Below are 15,930 nucleotides of genomic sequence, written 5' to 3' on the forward strand. Positions count from 1 at the left end.
GAACATGCTGCCGGCGCGAAAAGGCGCCACGTTGACGCAACCGCATCACCCGGCAGTGCATCCTCATCGCCCGCCACCTTCACCCACACCCGATGACGGCTGCCGCCTTACGCATTGGCCTGATCTCCGACACGCACGGCCTGCTGCGGCCCGAGGCCGTGGCTGCGTTGCAGGGCTGCGCGGCGATCATCCACGCCGGCGATGTGGGCAAGCCGGAGATCCTCACCGCGCTGGGCGCGCTGGCACCGTTGCATGCAATCGCCGGCAATATCGACAACACGCCGTGGGCAGCGCAGCTTCCGCAAACGCTGGACCTGCTGATCGCGGGCGTGCGCGTCCATGTGCTGCACGATCTGAAAACGCTGGCGGCAGATGTCGCCGCAGATGTGATCATCAGCGGACATTCGCACAAGCCAGCGGTCCAGACACGCGACGGGGTGCTGTACGTCAATCCGGGCAGCGCCGGCCCGCGCCGCTTCAGCCTGCCGATCAGCGTGGGCACGCTGTGGCTGGGCGATGGCCCGCCGCGTGCGCAGCTGCAAGTGCTGGAAATACACTGATGGACGTGGGATCCATGCAATAAGGACTTGTGCAGGGATCTGGAGCGGCTAGCAAAACGACTGCACAGCCCTCCGGCAGGCGCGGCCGGTGCTCGGAAGCAACATATGCCACGCATGCACTGCGATTCTGGGTGTGCCGTCCGCACACAGTCGACTACCGCTCGCGACGCTGTGTCAGCCGCTCTTAGGCAACGCCACGCGATGAAGTGGGGCGGCCCGGCACACAGGCCACTTCCGCATGTCCCGAGCATGCGGTGCATGCAATGACCAGCAGCAGCGACCGCTGACAACCTGTGCTGACGTGGCTGCTTGTCTAGACCTGCACGCGCGCCTCGCGCTGACCTGGCCTGCACGCAGGCGGGACCATGCTGGTGCATCGAGTCGCCGCAAGGATTTTCCCCATGAATACCCGTCGCCAGTTCCTTTCCGCCGCCGCTGCCGGCACCGCCGCATTGGCTGCCGCCCCGTTGTTGGCGCAGACCTCCGCGCCCGGCAGCGTGATGCCCACGCGCGGCAAGGCTGCCGCTTCTGCGTTGCCGACCAATCCTGCAGCCAAGGGCACGCGCTATCGGCCGTCGGGTCGCCTGGGCTTTGGCGGCGTGGCGATCGGCAACGGGTTTGCGCCCACCAGCGATGCGCAAAGCGAGGCCACCCTGGCCGCGGCATGGGCCTCGGGCGTGCGGTATTTCGATACCTCGCCGTGGTACGGCCTGGGCCTGTCCGAGCGTCGTACCGGCCACCATCTGCACAATCACGCCGCAGACGACTACGTGCTGTCGACCAAGGTCGGGCGTCTGCTCAGCGCCACCGACAAGCCGCCGAAGACGATGTGGCAGCAGCCCTCGCCCTTCGATTATCGCTACGACTACAGTGCCTCCGGGGTGCGTCGCTCGATCGAAGACAGCCTGCAGCGGCTGGGCGTGTCGCAGATCGACATCGCCTACATCCACGACCTGTCTCCGGAGAACGAGAAAGACCTCGGCATGCCGTGGGAACAGCGCTTTGCCGAGGCGGTGAAAGGCGCGATGCCCGAGCTGACCAAGATGCGCAAGGAGGGCCTGATCAAGGCCTGGGGCTTTGGCGTCAATCGCCCCGAACCGGCCCTGCGTGCGATCGAGGAGGCCGATCCGGATATCTTCCTGCTGGCCTGCCAGTATGCGTTGCTCGACCACGCGCAGGCGCTGCACGATACCTTCCCGAAGATCGCAAGGCACGGCGCGTCGGTGGTGGTCGGTGCGCCGCTGCTGGCGGGCTATCTGGCCGGGCGCGAGCGTTATCTCTACGACGGCACCGTGCCGGAGTGGGCGCCAGCCAAGCGCCAGAAAGCACTCGCCATCTGTGAGCGCCACGGCGTGGACCTGCGCACGGTGTCGCTGCAGTTTGCCGCCGCGCCGACGGTGGTGTCCGCGGTGATTCCGGGTGCGCGCACGGCCGAGCAGGCGCATGCGAATGCGGCCTCGATGCGCGTGGCGATTCCGGCAGCGGTGTGGGAAGAGCTCAAGCGCGAGCAGGTGATCGAAGCGGATGCGCCGGTGCCTGCTTGAGCTATGGAGGGATGCGTGGTCAGGATGCCGGTGCGAACACGGGCGCGTGCGATGGAAGGCAGCAAGCGTGGGCGACGACGTGTGTCGCACTGCGGGACGAACTAGTCCCGAGTGATGGAAGACACCAGGCTCCGCCCGCACCCTCATCCGGCGCTGCGCGCCACCTTCTCCCGACGGGAGAAGGGAACAAGGTCCCTCTCCCTGCGGGAGAGGGGCTGGGGTGCGGGTACGGGCCAAGCGAAAAGCCAAGGCCAAAGGCGGACAACGCCCTTGCAGGCGAAGCGCATCGTGCCACGCCACCAGTAAGACAACATCCAGCGCGAACATTCTCAGCGCTCGTTAACCAGAAAGATCACAAACCAGACAAGTTACACATTACGGAATCAACAGCGGCCGCAACGCGGGCACGTGCTTGGCCAATTCATCAGCAACAATCGCCGCGAACAGGTCGGCGCCGTCCGCACCAAGATGGGTGTAGTCGAACGCGAGCTTGGCCTGGCCCATCGGCTCGGCGCTGGCATTGTCCTGCGCGCTGGCGGAGACGCTGCCCGCTGCCGCGATCCTTGATGACGACGGCGGCGACGCGTGCAATGCCTGCACCGGCGTCTTGCCAATCGTGGTGCCCGATTGCGCTGCAAGCACTTGCCCGGGATCGGCAGGCCGCTGTGCCAGCCGCATCGCCAACACCGGGCCCATGCCCTGCACCAGGGCGCGGCTGCGCGCATGCAGGTCGATCAGCGGCACCTGGAGTTCCTGCGCAACCTGACGGGTGGCCTGCGCCCAGGGCGCCAGATCGTCCAGCAACTGGCCGCGCGCGAATTGCCGCCGCGTCAATGGCGTGACCAGCACCGGAATCGCACCGGCGGCGCGCGCCTCGGCCACGTACCGGCGCAGGTTGGCGGGGAATTCGGTCGTCAGGTCGGTGGAACGCCCCGGCTTGCCGGGTTGGTCGTTGTGACCGAACTGGATCAGCACATAGACCTGTCGGTAACCGCCGCTGCGCAGCTCGTGCAGCGCGATCTCCCACGACCCTTCGGCACGGTAGTTGGAGGTGCTGCGGCCGCCGCGCGCCAGGTTGAGGCAGCTCAGGAACGAGGTCACATGCTGCGCGCAGAAACTCGGCCCCCAGCCACCTTGCACGGCGGTGGTGGAATCGCCGACCAGCACGATCTTGCTGGCGGCAAGCGGCGTGCCGGTCGCGGGCACGCCAGAAGCCGGCACGCCAGAAGCCGGCACGGGTGCAGACGAGGCCTCGGCCGGAGGCGCCTCAACCGCATGTGCGGCAGGTATAGCGGTTGCTGCCAGCAGGACCAGCGGTACGAGAGACAGGAAGCGCATGAGTCACCAGGGACGAAGAAGCGATCAAGAAACGGATGTCAGTCGGAAGACGAACGGAAGACGAAAGGCAGGCGAAAGACGAAATCGAGTTGGAAGACCAAAGCCAGTCAGAAAGCCCCAAGACGATCACCGGGGCCAGGCCTTGATTGGCGCCACCACGTATCGGCAAAAACCCTGCCGCCGCAGACAGCCATCAGCCGGCGCGAGGTCGCGCTCCACCACGCAAGCGCTCAGAACGTGCCGCGTTGAATGAAAGGCGCTTGCTGGTACAGCCTGCGCTCGCCACCGCGCGGGTCGTGTTCCAGCCGGCTCGGTGTATCGAACAGCAGCGTCTCGCGCCGCTGCAGCGAATACGGCGTCCAATGCGGCAGGCTGCGATGATTCGGGTTGCCGCTGCGCGCGAACGCCAGCAGTGCCTGGCTCATCTGCGCGGCCATGCGCTGCGCATCGACACCGTCGCCGGTGCGCGCGCCGGGCTGCGCAACGGTGTCGAACACCAGCGGAATATCCAGCGTGTGGAAGGCGCCCAACTTGCCGCCCTCCAGCGGCGAGCCCCAGTCCAGCTGATACACCCAGGTCGGCGCGCCCTGGCGTGCGCGCGCTTCGGCCTCTTCGACCGCGCCGCGCCACGAGCGGCCGGCGGTGGTCGCCGCAAAGAACACCTCCGAGGGCGAGTACTGCGGATACAGCCGGCGATATTCGGCGATCACCACCTGCGGCAACAGGTCGACGTATTGCTGGCTTTCCAGCCTGGCCGGCAGCTCGTCCCAGCTCAACGCGAAGTTCTTCGCGTCGTTGCCCAGAAACGCGCGTGTCTCGTCGCGGGTATTGCCGATCACCATGGGAATGCGGGCCGATTGCAGTGGCGCGGTCGGCCAGAACGGGTGCACCGGCACATTGCGCGCATCCAGCACCGGGCCGAAATACAACGCGCTGTTTTCCACCCGCGAGGGGTCGCGCAGCTGCGCGGCAGCCAGCAGCTGCGCCACCGGTAGCGTGCGGATCCGCGCAAGCTCGCCCGGCGCAAGTTTCAGTGCATCCAGCAGCAGCTGCGCACGCTGGGTGGCCGCGCGTGGCCCTGCCACGGTGACCTGTTGCCCGCTCATGGTCCAGGCGCGATGGAACAGGCCGCGCGCAGCGGGCATGGCCATCAGCGTGGCGATCTTGGCGCCGCCACCGGACTGGCCGAACACGGTGACGTTGCCGGCATCGCCGCCGAATTCGCCCGCGTGCTGGCGCACCCACTGCAGCGCCTGGATCAGGTCCAGCTGCCCGGCATTGCCGGAGTCGGCAAAGCCGGCATCGCCCAGCTGCGCCAGCGACAGGTAGCCGAACAGGTTGAGCCGGTGATTGACGGTGACCACCACCACGTCGCCGCGCTTGCACAGGCGCACCCCGTCGTACAGCGGGTCGCTGCCGGAGCCGGTGGTGTAGCCGCCGCCGTGGATATAGAACAGGATCGGCCGCTTGCCGCCATCGCGCAGGCCCGGCGTCCACACGTTGAGAAACAGGCAGTCCTCGCTGGTGGGTTCGCTGGCCTTGAGTTGCGGTGCGGCCGCACCGAACGTGCTGGCATCGCGCACGTTCTGCCAAGGGGTTTCCAGCACAGCTGCCTGAAAGCGCCGCGCGGCGGTGTCGCTGCCGTACGGGATGCCCTTGAACACGCAGATGCCCTGGTCGCGGTAACCGCGCAGCGCGCCGCCACGCACGCGTGCCAGCGGCGCTGCGGCCGCGCCGCCGCCGCCGGGCAGCGCTGCTGCGGCCGTGGCAAGCAGCCCGCCACGCAGCAGCGTGCGTCGGCGCGTGTCGGGCATGGACGGCGCTGTCATCGCGCCGCGTCCTGCGCAGGGATCACTGCCGGTGCCGGTGCCGGTGAAGATGCAGACGCAGGCGCAGGCGTCTGCCCCCTGGTGACATACGCGATCCAGGCCTGCGCCAGCTGCGGCCATGCGGCCACGGTGAGGCCGGTGCCGCTGGCGGTGCCGAAGCCGTGGCCGCCCTGCGGGAACACATGCAGCTCGCTCGCCACGCCGGCGTGCAGCAGCGCGTCGTGCATCAGCAGGCTGTTGCGCACCGGCACCACGGTGTCGTCCTGTGCATGCAGCAGGAAACTGGGCGGCGTGCGGGCATCCACATGCAGGTGCGGCGAATACGCGCGCACCTGCGCCGCGCCTGGATTGCTGCCGAGCAGGCGCTCGCGCGAGCCCGGGTGCGCATTGGCGCTGTCCATGTCGATGACCGGGTAGATCAGCAGTTCAAAATCCGGCCGCGCGCTCAGCGCATCGGCTGCGTCCTGGGCCGGGTACACCTGCGCGGCGTAGCGCGTGCCCAGGCTGGCGGCGACATGGCCGCCGGCCGAAAAGCCCATCACCCCGACCCGTTGCGCGTCGATGCCGTAGCGGGCGGCATTGGCACGGATCAGCCGTAGCGCACGCTGTGCATCGGCCAGCGGCACGTCGGCGCCGTTCCGGTGGCCTTCGCCGGGCAGCCGGTAGCGCAGCACGAACAGGGTGATGCCGGCCTGGTCGACGAAGCTGGGCACCAAGGCGCTGCCTTCGTTGTCGAGCACGATGCGCTGGTAGCCGCCGCCGGGGGTGACCAGCAGGGCAGTGCCGTTCGGCTGCCTGGGCCGGTAGACCACCAGGTACGGCGTGCTGACCTGCTGGATGTAGCGATCGGGCAGGGCGGGGTCGCTGCTGCGCTGGACGATGCGCTGCGGCTGCTGCAGCGCCGTGTCCCCCGGTGCCAGCCCCTTGGGCCACAGCGGGATCCGGCTGGCCTGCTCGGCTGCGGTATCGGCGCCGGGCGCCTCGGCGGCCAGCACCGGCCCTGCCAGCAGCGAACCCAGCACCACCACGGTCATGCACCGGCGCATGAGGCTCGAAAACCCGGCAAACACGCGCGTCTGGCTTGTCTGTTCCATCCACCCCTCCCAGGGTTGCTTCGTTCCTGCGGCCACTTTGCCGCACTGCACATTGCCAATGACACCGGTTTACCATATACAGCACACCGTGCCACTGTCGATTGGCAGTGCAACAAAAACACCTATCAGGGAGACACCCTTGAGCAACGACGCCGCCACCCCACCATCCTCCACATCCGCGCTGTCGCAGATCGCGCAGCGCTTTGTGGAGGCACGCCGTGCAGGGGCGTCGCTGCCCGACTTTCCCGGGCAAATCCCGGACGATCTGCTCACCGCCTACCAGGTGCAGGACATCGCCATCAGCCAGTGGGACGACCGTGTGGTCGGCTGGAAGGTGGGCTACATCGCCGCCGAGCGCCGCGACGCATCGGGCGACGAGCGCCTGCTTGGCCCGATCTTCGCGGGCAAGCTCTGGAATGCTACCGGTGGAACAACCGAGTTCCCGATCTACGCAGGCGGCTTTGGCGCGGTCGAGGCCGAGTACGTCTTGCGCCTGGACGCGGACGCGCCGGCCGAGCAGACCCACTTCAGCCCGGAAGAGGCGGCGCAGTTGCCGGCCACCTTGTTCATCGGCGTGGAGATCGCCAGCAGCCCGCTGGCGACCATCAACAAGCTGGGTCCGCGCGTGGTGATTTCCGACTTCGGCAACAACAACGGCCTGATCCTGGGCCCGGAAGTGACCGACTGGCTGGCGCGCGCGGAGTCCACGCTGACCGCCGAAACCCTGATCGACGACCAGCTGGTCGGCACCGGCGGGGCCACCACGTTGCCGGGCGGGCTGCGCGCCGCCTACGCGTTTGCGCTCAGCCGTTCGGCCCGGCGCGGGCGTCCGCTCAAGCGTGGTGATCTCATTGCCACGGGCAATGCCACCGGTATCCACGACATCGAAGTGGGACAGCATGCCCTGATTCGCTTCGCCGGCATCGGCGACATTTCCTGTACGGCCGTGTCCGCCAGCTGAGCGCGGACCCCGTGACCAGACGCTTGGGAGGGCGCCAATGATCACACGCAGACATTTCCTCGGTGCCGGGCTTGGCGCCGCCGCGGCCGGCCCCTGGCTGGGCGCTGGCGCCACCACGCCGATTCCCGGCGGGCAGCTGCTGACCGCCACCGACGTGCACGTCGGCGACTACCCCACGGTGGAAGCGGTGCGCTGGTTCGGCAAGCAGCTCGAAGCGCGCACCAACGGCCGGCTCAAGCTGCGCCAGTACCACTCCGGCCAGCTTGGCCGCGAGTCGGAGGCGATCGACATGGCGCGCTTCGGCGCCATCGACATCACCCGCGTGTACTCGGGTGCGTTGAACAACACCTTTCCGCTGACCCAGGCGCTGTGCCTGCCGTATGTGTTCGACTCGGTGCCGCATCTGCGCCGCGCCATCGACGGCCATGTCGGCGACAGCGTGCTGCGCAGCTTCGAGCAGCGCGACCTGGTGGGCCTGGCGATCTACGATTCGGGCGCGCGTTGCTTCTACAACACCAAGCATCCGCTGCACCGCCCGGAAGATCTCAAGGGCCTGAAATTGCGCGTGGCCTCCTCGGACATCTTCCTCAAGCTGATGCGCATGCTGGGCGCCAATCCCACCCCGATGTCGCTGGGCGAGACGTTCTCGGCGATGGAAACGCACATGATCGACGGTGCGGAAAACAACATGCGCAGCTTCCAGTCCAGCCGGCATTTCGAAGCCGCGCATTACTGGTCGCAGAGCGAGCATTCCTACGCGCCGGACATCCTGGTGATGTCGCGGCAGAGCTTCGAATCGCTGAGCGCGGCCGACCGCGGCCTGGTGGTGGAGCTGGCGCGCGCCTCGGTGCCGGTGATGCGCCAGTTGTGGGATGCCTCGGAAACGGTCGCACGCAAGCAGGTGATCGATTACGGCGTCAAGCTCAACCAGGTCGACATGCCGGCGTTCCGCGCCGCCGCCGCGCCGCTGCTGGCCGAATACCGCAAGCAGCCGGAGATCGAAGCGCTGTACCGCCGCATCCGCGATTTTGCATAGAGGTGACCCGATGACCGAACCCGAGACCGTCGCCGTCCCGGTCGCGCCGTTGCAGCGCGCGCTGGACCGCGTTTCCGATACCGCCGTTGGCGTGGCCTCCATCGCGCTGCTGGGCCTGGTGGTCGTGCAGGGCTGGCAGGTGTTCACCCGCTACGTGCTCAACGACTCGCCCAGCTGGACCGAGCCGGTGACGCTGCTGTTGCTGAGCACCGCGCTGAGCCTGGGCGCCGCCGCCGGTGTGCATACCAACCGCCACTTCGGCTTCTACCTGCTCGGCGAACACGTGCCGCCGCTGGTGCGCAAGATATTCGAGGTGATTCGCCCGCTGATGATCCTCGCCATCGGTGCGGTGCTGGCATGGTGGAGCGCCGCGCTGCTGCTCGATGGGCTGGATATCAAGATGGCCGGCGCGCAGATGCCGCAGAGCATCAACTACCTGCCGCTGTCGATCGGCGGCGCGCTGATGGTGGTGTTTGCCTTGTACAAGCTGTGGCGTGTGCTGCGCCCGATCCACACCGGAGGAGTGCGCTGATGGGCATCGCGATGTTGTTGGGAACCTTCGTGGTGCTGCTGCTGATCGGCGTGCCGGTAGCGTATGCGCTGGGCGCGGCCGCACTGGCCACGTTGCTGTATCTGGACCTGCCCACGGTGGTGCTGGTGCAGCAGATTTCCGCCGGTAGCGGCTCGGCCTCGTTGATCGCCATTCCGCTGTTTATCTTCGCCGGCGAGTTGATGTTGCGTGGTGGCATTTCCGAGCGCCTGATCGCGCTGGCCTCCTCCTTGGTGGGGCGCGTGCGTGGTGGCCTGGGGCAGGTCAGCGTGCTGTCGTCGCTGTTCTTCGGCGGCGTGTCCGGCTCGGCGATTGCCGATGTGTCGGCGGTCGGCGGCACCATGATCCCGCAGATGATCAAGCGCGGCTACGACCGCGACTACGCGGTGAATGTGAGCATGACCGCCGCGCTGGTGGCCTTGCTGGTGCCGCCTTCGCACAACCTGATCCTGTTCTCGGCCGCGGCCGGTGGCGGGCTGTCGATCGCCGACCTGTTCGCCGCCGGCATCGTGCCGGCGCTGTTGATGACCGCAGCGATGATGGTCACCGGCTATGCGGTGGCGCGCCATCGCGGCTACGGCACCGAGCCGTTCCCCGGCTGGCGCGCGGTGGCATTGCGCCTGTTCGGTGCACTGCCGGGCCTGGGCCTGGTGGCGTTGATCTTCATCGGCATCCGCGCCGGCATCTTCACTGCGGTGGAGAGTGCGGCGATCGCGGTGGTGTACGCCTTGATCGTCACTGCGCTGCTGTATCGCCAGTTGCGCTGGGCCGAGTTCTTTGCGGCCGTGACGCATGCGGCGCGCACCACCGGTGTGATCCTGTTCGTGATCGCCACCGCCGCGGTGTTCGGCTGGTTGCTGGCCTACCTGCAGGTGCCGGCGGCGGCGGTGAAGTTCCTGCAGGCCATCGCCGACAGCAAGAACACCGTGCTGCTGATGATCGTGGTGATGCTGCTGCTGCTGGGCATGTTCATGGACCTCGCACCGAAGATCCTGATCTGCACGCCGATCTTCCTGCCGGTGGTCAAGGCCTATGGCATCGACCCGATCCACTTCGGTCTGGTGATGGTGCTGGCTGGCGGTATCGGCCTGATCACCCCGCCGATCGGCTCGGTGTTGTTCATCGGCACCTCGATCGGGCAGATCACCATCGCCCAGAGCATGCGCACCATCTGGCCGTTCTGGCTGGCGGCCTTGTGCGTGNCCCCGCCGATCGGCTCGGTGTTGTTCATCGGCACCTCGATCGGGCAGATCACCATCGCCCAGAGCATGCGCACCATCTGGCCGTTCTGGCTGGCGGCCTTGTGCGTGCTGTTGATCGTGGCGTTCTTCCCCGAACTGTCGCTGTGGTTGCCACGCGCATTGCGCGCGTAAGGCCATGACGTACTGAGCGATCGGGTGCCTGGTGGATGGGCGTGATCGATGCGGCAGGTGATGTCGCATCGATACCCCACCTGCCGGGCGCGTGCGACGCCTTGCCGAGCGTGCAGGACGTCGCTGCCGGCGGGAGGGTTCCGCCTCATCCGGTTAACCGGTGGCATTGCCCACCGGTTGCCGCCAAGCCCCGGGATCCGGGGACCAGGAGAGAGCATGCGTACAGGTATCACTTCATCCCGATGGCGTTGGCTGCTGGCCAGCGGCCTGCTGCTGTGTGCCGGCCTGGGCGGCGCGGCCGACTGGAAGCGCGGCCTCGAGCACCAGCGCGTCGCCGACCAGGGCAACGGCACCTTCCTCAACCCGGTGCTGGCCGGCGACCACCCCGATCCGTCGGTGCTCAAGGATGGCGAGGATTACTACCTCACGCTGTCCTCGTTCGACGCCTATCCGGGCCTGCCGATCTGGCATTCGCGCGACCTGGTCAACTGGCAGCCGCTGGGCCATGCCATCACCCAGAACGTCGGCGCGATCTGGGCGCCGGACCTGATCAAGCACGGCAAGCGTTACTACATCTACTTTCCCGCGCGGCGCGGCGACCAGGGCGAACGCAGCAACTTCGTGGTCTGGGCCGACGACATCACCGGCCCGTGGAGCAAGCCGATCGACATCGGCCTGGGCAAGTACATCGACCCCGGCCATGCAGTGGGCGAGGACGGCAAGCGCTACCTGTTCCTGAGCGGTGGCGACTATGTGCAGCTGTCCGACGACGGGCTCAAGGTGATCGGCACCCCGAAGCACGTCTACGACGGCTGGAAGTACCCGGAAAGCTGGGACGTGGAAGGCTACGCGCAGGAAGGCCCCAAGATCACCCGCCACAACGGCTGGTACTACATGACCACCGCCGTGGGCGGCACTGCCGGCCCGCCGACCGGGCACATGGTGATCACCGCGCGTTCGCGCTCGATCCACGGCCCCTGGCAGAACGCGCCCAACAACCCGATCACCCGCACCAAAAGCGCCGACGAGCCGTGGTGGTCGCGCGGCCACGCCACCCTGGTGGAAGGCACCGACAAACGCTGGTGGATGCTGTACCACGGCTACGAACACGGCTACTGGACGCTGGGCCGCCAGGCGCTGCTGGACCCGATCGAGTGGACCCCGGACGGCTGGTTCGTCGCCAAGGGCGGTGACCTGGGCACGCCGCTGAAAAAGCCCAGCGGGCAAGCCTTGTCGCACGGCCTGGCGTTGTCCGACGACTTCCGCGCCAGCACGCTGGGGCCGCAGTGGTCCTTCTTCAACCCGGCCGCCGACGAGGCCAAGCGCCTGCAGGTCGGCGATGGCGTGTTGCGGCTGCAGGGCAAGGGCACCGCCCCGCGCAACGCCTCGCCGCTGACGGTGATCGCCACCGACCAGGCCTACCAGTTCGAGGTGCAGATGACCGTCGCGCCGGGCGGGCAGGGCGGGGCACTGCTGTTCTACAGCGACAAGCTCTACGCCGGCGTGGGCAGCAATGGCGAGAACTTCGTCATGCACCGCTACGGCGAGGAACGCCCCGGCACGCTGGCGCCCAGTGCGACCGGTGGCAGCCTGTGGCTGCGCGTCACCAACAACCGCCACATCGTCACCATCCACAGCAGCACAGACGGCACCACCTGGACCAAGTACCCGGTGCAGATGGAAGTGTCCGGCTACCACCACAACGTGGCCGGCAAGTTCCTGGCGCTGAAACCGGCGTTGTATGCGTCCGGGCAGGGCCAGGTGGAGTTCCGCAACTTCCGCTACCGCGCCCTGGACTGACCGGACCTGCACTGCCGGGCATGCCATGGCGCAACCCGCTGCGGCAGGCCCGGCCTGGCAGGTCCGGTGCAGCGGCAGGCGTCGCTCAGGTCTGCCGGCCCCAGGGCCGGTAGAATCCAATCAACTTCACTGGTTGACCGCTATGCCCGCCCGCAAGATGCCTGAAGAGGGAATGCCCGGCCTGCCGAAGGGCAAGGTAGCCACGATCAACGACATCGCGCGGATGTCGGGCGTGTCGAAGAAGACCGTGTCGCGGATCATCAACAACTCGCCGCTGGTGCGGCAGGACACCCGCGAGAAGGTCGAGGCGCTGATGCGCGAGGTCGGCTACGCGCCGGACCCGCTGGCGCGCGGGCTGGCGTTCCGGCGCTCGTTCCTGATCGGCATGGTCTACGACAACCCCACCGCGCAATACATCGTGGACATGCAGTACGGCGCGCTGGACGCGCTGCGCGGCTCCAGCTTCGAGCTGGTGGTGCATCCCTGCGACAGCCGCAGCCCCGGCTACATCGAAGGCGTGCGCCGCTTTGCCCAGGCGCAGAAGCTGCACGGGGTGATCCTGGTGCCGCGCGCCTCCGAGGACCAGGCGCTGGCCGACATGCTGGCCGAGATCGGCTGCCGCTACACCCGCATCGCCTCGGTCGCGCTGGACACCACCTCGCAGACGGTGATCACCCACGACCGCGACGGCGCCGCCGAGGCGGCCGATTACCTGCTCTCGCTCGGCCACCGCGACATCGCCCTGGTCACCGGCCCCAGCGCCTACCGCTCCTCGATCGAGCGCACCTCCGGCTTTGCCGACGCGCTGACCCGGCGCGGCATCGAGTTGCCGCCCGAGCGCATCGTCGAAGCCGGCTACACCTTCGAGTCGGGCGTGGCCGCGGCCGAAAAGCTGCTGCTGGGCAAGAAGCGCCCCACCGCCATCTTCACCGGTAACGACGAAATGGCCGCCGGTATCTACAAGGTGGCGCTGCGCGCCGGCATCAGCATCCCGCGCCAGCTGTCGGTGATCGGCTACGACGACAGCTCGCTGGCCTCGCGCCTGTGGCCGCCGCTGACCTCGGTGCGCCGCCACACCCGCGACACCGGCCGCACTGCCGCGGCGATGCTGATCCAGCCCGACAACGCCCCCCAGCTGCCCACCGCCAGCGTGCGCCCGCACCTGATCGTGCGCGACTCCTGCCAACCGCCGGAAGATTGAGCGCCTTGCCGCGCCGCGCCGGAAGATTGAGGGCCGCGCGCCGCGGCCCTACGCGGTGCCGGCCTTCCGCTCCACCTTGCAGGACAGTGCGCCCGTCGAGGTGAGAACAGCTGGCTCGTTCGGCCAACGGCTTGCCCCCATCCGCCCTTCGGGCACCTTCCCCCGCAGGCGGGAGAAGGCAGTCCGTCATTCCGGCACCTTCCCGCAGGCGGGAGAAGGCAGTCCGTCATTCCGGCACCNCCCGCAGGCGGGAGAAGGCAGTCCGTCATTCCGGCACCTTCCCGCAGGCGGGAGAAGGCAGTCCGTCATTCCGGCACCCCCCGCAGGCAGGGGAAGGCAGTCCGCCGGTCGCAGCCGTGAAGCCCCTCTCCCGCCTGCGGGAGAGGGGTTGGGGTGAGGGCAAGGCGGCAGACAGCCATCTGAAACGGCAGCAGACAGCCATCCGAAACAAGCGCGGGATGAGCCAAGCGCGCAAACGCACACCGACCGCCAGGCCGCGCTCTTCAACACGATGCGCGGCCTGGCACCTTCATCCGGCGCTGCGCGCCACCTTCTGCCTCAGGGAAAAGCGACAAGCCGCCGCAAGGCCAGCTCCCCATCGTGCACTGCGCAATGACACCGGTTAACCAGAGTCGGTAGAATGGCCCGGTGCCAGCCAATCCCCCCGCGCGTGGCACCGGAGATCGCGCATGTCCCTGTACTGCAAGACCCACTACGCCACCCATCCCGACGCCATCAAGGGCGCCAGCAACGACGACCTGCGCGAGCTCTATCTGCTCGATGGCCTGTTCGTCGACGGTGCGGTGACGCTCAAGTACACCCACTACGAGCGCTTCGTGCTCGGTGGCGCGGCGCCGCTGGGCACCGCATTGGAGCTGCCCAGGCAGACCGAGCCGGCTTCCGCCGCCGGCCATGCCTTCCTGGAGCGCCGCGAGCTGGGCGTGATCAACGTCGGCGCCGGCAGCGGCAGCGTGACCGTGGACGGCACCGCCTACACGCTTGGCCCCAAGGACGGGCTGTACGTGGCGATGGGCAGCACCGATGTCAGCTTCGCCTCGGACGATGCCGCCAACCCGGCCAGGTTCTATCTGGCCTCGACGCCGGCGCACGCGCGCTTCGAGACCAGGCAGCTGTCGATCAAGGACGCGGTGGCGCTGGACCGCGGCGCGCTGGAAACCAGCAACGAGCGCACCATCTACCAGTACATCGTGCCGGCCACCTGCCAGTCCTCGCAGCTGCTGCTGGGCCTGACCGTGCTCAAGCCGGGCAGCGTCTGGAACACCATGCCGCCGCACCTGCACGACCGCCGCAGCGAGGTGTATTTCTACTTCGATCTCGGCGCCAACGACCGCGTCTACCACTTCATGGGCGAGCCCGAGGCGCAGCGCCACATCGTGATCCAGAACAACGAGGCGGTGGTGTCGCCGCCGTGGTCCATCCACATGGGCGCCGGCACCAGCAATTACGCCTTCATCTGGGCGATGGGCGGCGAGAACCTGGATTACACCGACATGCACGTGCTGGACATCTGCCAGCTCAAGTAGACCTGGTTCTGGCCATCGTTTGCCTTGGCAAGGCCTGCGATCCGGGCCGGCACCTGCAACGCCAGCGCGTTCCACCTCAGGCGTCGGCGGCGCAGCAGTCCAGACGACATCAACGCATTCTGCCGCGCGCTGCGCGGCTCACTCATCACAACGTGGCACATCCAGCAGGAGCGATAAGGTAATGAGCAATCCGTTCAGTCTCGAAGGCAAGGTCGCACTGGTCACCGGTGCCAACACGGGCTTGGGCCAGGGCATCGCGCTGGCACTGGCGCAGGCAGGCGCCGACATCGCCGCCGCCGGCATCCAGGCGCCGACCGAGACCGAGGAACTGGTCAAGGGCCTGGGCCGCCGCTTCATCGCCATCCAGGCCAACCTGATCAGCGTCGAGCCGGTCGAGCGCATCCTCAAGGAAACGCTGGATGGCCTGGGTCGCCTGGACATCCTGGTCAACAACGCCGGCCTGATCCGCCGCACCGACGCGGTGGATTTCAGCGAGCAGGACTGGGACGACGTGATGAACGTCAATCTCAAGTCGGCCTTCTTCATGGCGCAGGCCGCCGGCCGCCATTTCATTGCCCAGGGCAGCGGCAAGATCATCAACATCGCCTCGATGCTGTCGTTCCAGGGCGGCATCCGCGTGCCGTCCTACACCGCCAGCAAGTCCGGCATCGCCGGCATCACCCGCCTGCTGGCCAACGAATGGGGCAGCAAGGGCGTGACCACCAATGCCATCGCACCCGGCTACATGGCCACCGACAACACCGCGCAGCTGCGTGCGGATGCCGATCGCAACAAGTCCATCCTGGACCGCATCCCGGCCGCGCGCTGGGGCGTGCCGGCCGACCTCGGCGGCACCGCGGTGTTCCTGGCCAGCAGCGCCTCGGACTACGTCAACGGCGCCATCATCCCGGTCGACGGCGGCTGGCTGGCACGCTGAGGAAAAGCGCTGTTCCCTTCTCCCTCCGGGAGAAGGTGCCCGAAGGGCGGATGAGGGTCGGCAGGCACGTACATCGACCAGACGCGCGCCGCAGGCCCTGCAACCTTTCTTCCGTTGTCGCTCAGCGTCTTGATCCCTCTCGGACAAGGCACCGGAAACGCGG

13 protein-coding genes and 1 other RNA gene are annotated in these 15,930 nt (G+C 67.7%); 11 read left to right on the top strand and 3 right to left on the bottom strand.

Going from position 1 to position 15,930, the window contains the following annotated elements; all coding sequences use genetic code 11:
* Positions 1-92: 92 nt before the first annotated feature.
* The 3 genes from C0541_RS04560 to C0541_RS04570 all read left to right on the top strand — a co-directional run bounded on the left by C0541_RS04560 (position 93) and on the right by C0541_RS04570 (position 2,104).
* Positions 93-560 (top strand): metallophosphoesterase family protein, encoded by a 468-nt coding sequence (locus tag C0541_RS04560; RefSeq protein ID WP_115046169.1) that lies wholly within the window; start codon positions 93-95, stop codon positions 558-560.
* A 105-nt stretch (positions 561-665) separates the two neighbouring features.
* A non-coding RNA gene (locus C0541_RS04565) (sX9 sRNA) lies at positions 666-740 on the top strand.
* A 221-nt stretch (positions 741-961) separates the two neighbouring features.
* Complete coding sequence (locus tag C0541_RS04570) at positions 962-2,104, top strand: aldo/keto reductase (protein ID WP_115046172.1); 1,143 nt, start codon at positions 962-964, stop codon at positions 2,102-2,104.
* A gap of 375 nt (positions 2,105-2,479) precedes the next feature.
* Here C0541_RS04570 and C0541_RS04575 read toward each other — a convergent pair whose 3' ends face one another.
* The 3 genes from C0541_RS04575 to C0541_RS04585 all read right to left on the bottom strand — a co-directional run bounded on the left by C0541_RS04575 (position 2,480) and on the right by C0541_RS04585 (position 6,365).
* Complete coding sequence (locus C0541_RS04575) at positions 2,480-3,442, bottom strand: rhamnogalacturonan acetylesterase (RefSeq protein ID WP_238601264.1); 963 nt, start codon at positions 3,440-3,442, stop codon at positions 2,480-2,482.
* Between the two features lie 230 nt (positions 3,443-3,672).
* The gene (locus tag C0541_RS04580) at positions 3,673-5,271 is read right to left on the bottom strand and encodes a carboxylesterase/lipase family protein (RefSeq protein WP_161959879.1); all 1,599 of its coding nucleotides are present in this window, start codon (positions 5,269-5,271) and stop codon (positions 3,673-3,675) included.
* The gene (locus tag C0541_RS04585) at positions 5,268-6,365 is read right to left on the bottom strand and encodes an alpha/beta hydrolase (RefSeq protein ID WP_115046174.1); all 1,098 of its coding nucleotides are present in this window, start codon (positions 6,363-6,365) and stop codon (positions 5,268-5,270) included. Before C0541_RS04585 ends, C0541_RS04580 begins: the two co-directional genes overlap by 4 nt.
* 139 nt (positions 6,366-6,504) lie before the next feature.
* Here C0541_RS04585 and C0541_RS04590 point away from each other — a divergent pair, with 139 nt between their 5' ends.
* From C0541_RS04590 to kduD, 8 genes are all read left to right on the top strand, one after another.
* On the top strand, positions 6,505-7,326 hold the full coding sequence (locus C0541_RS04590; RefSeq protein WP_115046176.1) for a 2-keto-4-pentenoate hydratase: 822 nt from the start codon (positions 6,505-6,507) through the stop codon (positions 7,324-7,326).
* Between the two features lie 37 nt (positions 7,327-7,363).
* Positions 7,364-8,362 (top strand): TRAP transporter substrate-binding protein, encoded by a 999-nt coding sequence (locus C0541_RS04595; RefSeq protein WP_115046179.1) that lies wholly within the window; start codon positions 7,364-7,366, stop codon positions 8,360-8,362.
* 10 nt (positions 8,363-8,372) lie between these two features.
* Positions 8,373-8,894 (top strand): TRAP transporter small permease, encoded by a 522-nt coding sequence (locus C0541_RS04600; protein ID WP_161959880.1) that lies wholly within the window; start codon positions 8,373-8,375, stop codon positions 8,892-8,894.
* The gene (locus C0541_RS04605; protein ID WP_115046181.1) at positions 8,894-10,285 is read left to right on the top strand and encodes a TRAP transporter large permease; all 1,392 of its coding nucleotides are present in this window, start codon (positions 8,894-8,896) and stop codon (positions 10,283-10,285) included. The genes C0541_RS04600 and C0541_RS04605 overlap by 1 nt, the downstream gene beginning before the upstream one ends.
* 216 nt (positions 10,286-10,501) lie before the next feature.
* A complete protein-coding gene (locus C0541_RS04610; protein ID WP_115046184.1) occupies positions 10,502-12,085 on the top strand; it encodes a family 43 glycosylhydrolase in 1,584 nt (527 codons plus the stop codon).
* Positions 12,086-12,227: 142 nt separating this feature from the next.
* Positions 12,228-13,286 carry a LacI family DNA-binding transcriptional regulator gene (locus C0541_RS04615; RefSeq protein ID WP_024939515.1) on the top strand — a complete coding sequence of 353 codons (1,059 nt, stop codon included), beginning with the start codon at positions 12,228-12,230 and terminating at the stop codon, positions 13,284-13,286.
* Between the two features lie 689 nt (positions 13,287-13,975).
* The gene (gene kduI, locus C0541_RS04625) at positions 13,976-14,830 is read left to right on the top strand and encodes a 5-dehydro-4-deoxy-D-glucuronate isomerase (RefSeq protein ID WP_115046189.1); all 855 of its coding nucleotides are present in this window, start codon (positions 13,976-13,978) and stop codon (positions 14,828-14,830) included.
* Positions 14,831-15,011: 181 nt separating this feature from the next.
* A complete protein-coding gene (gene kduD, locus C0541_RS04630; RefSeq protein WP_115046191.1) occupies positions 15,012-15,767 on the top strand; it encodes a 2-dehydro-3-deoxy-D-gluconate 5-dehydrogenase KduD in 756 nt (251 codons plus the stop codon).
* Positions 15,768-15,930: the final 163 nt, after the last annotated feature.

The organism is Xanthomonas arboricola, from assembly GCF_003353015.1.
Taxonomy (GTDB): Bacteria; Pseudomonadota; Gammaproteobacteria; order Xanthomonadales; family Xanthomonadaceae; genus Xanthomonas; species Xanthomonas arboricola_E.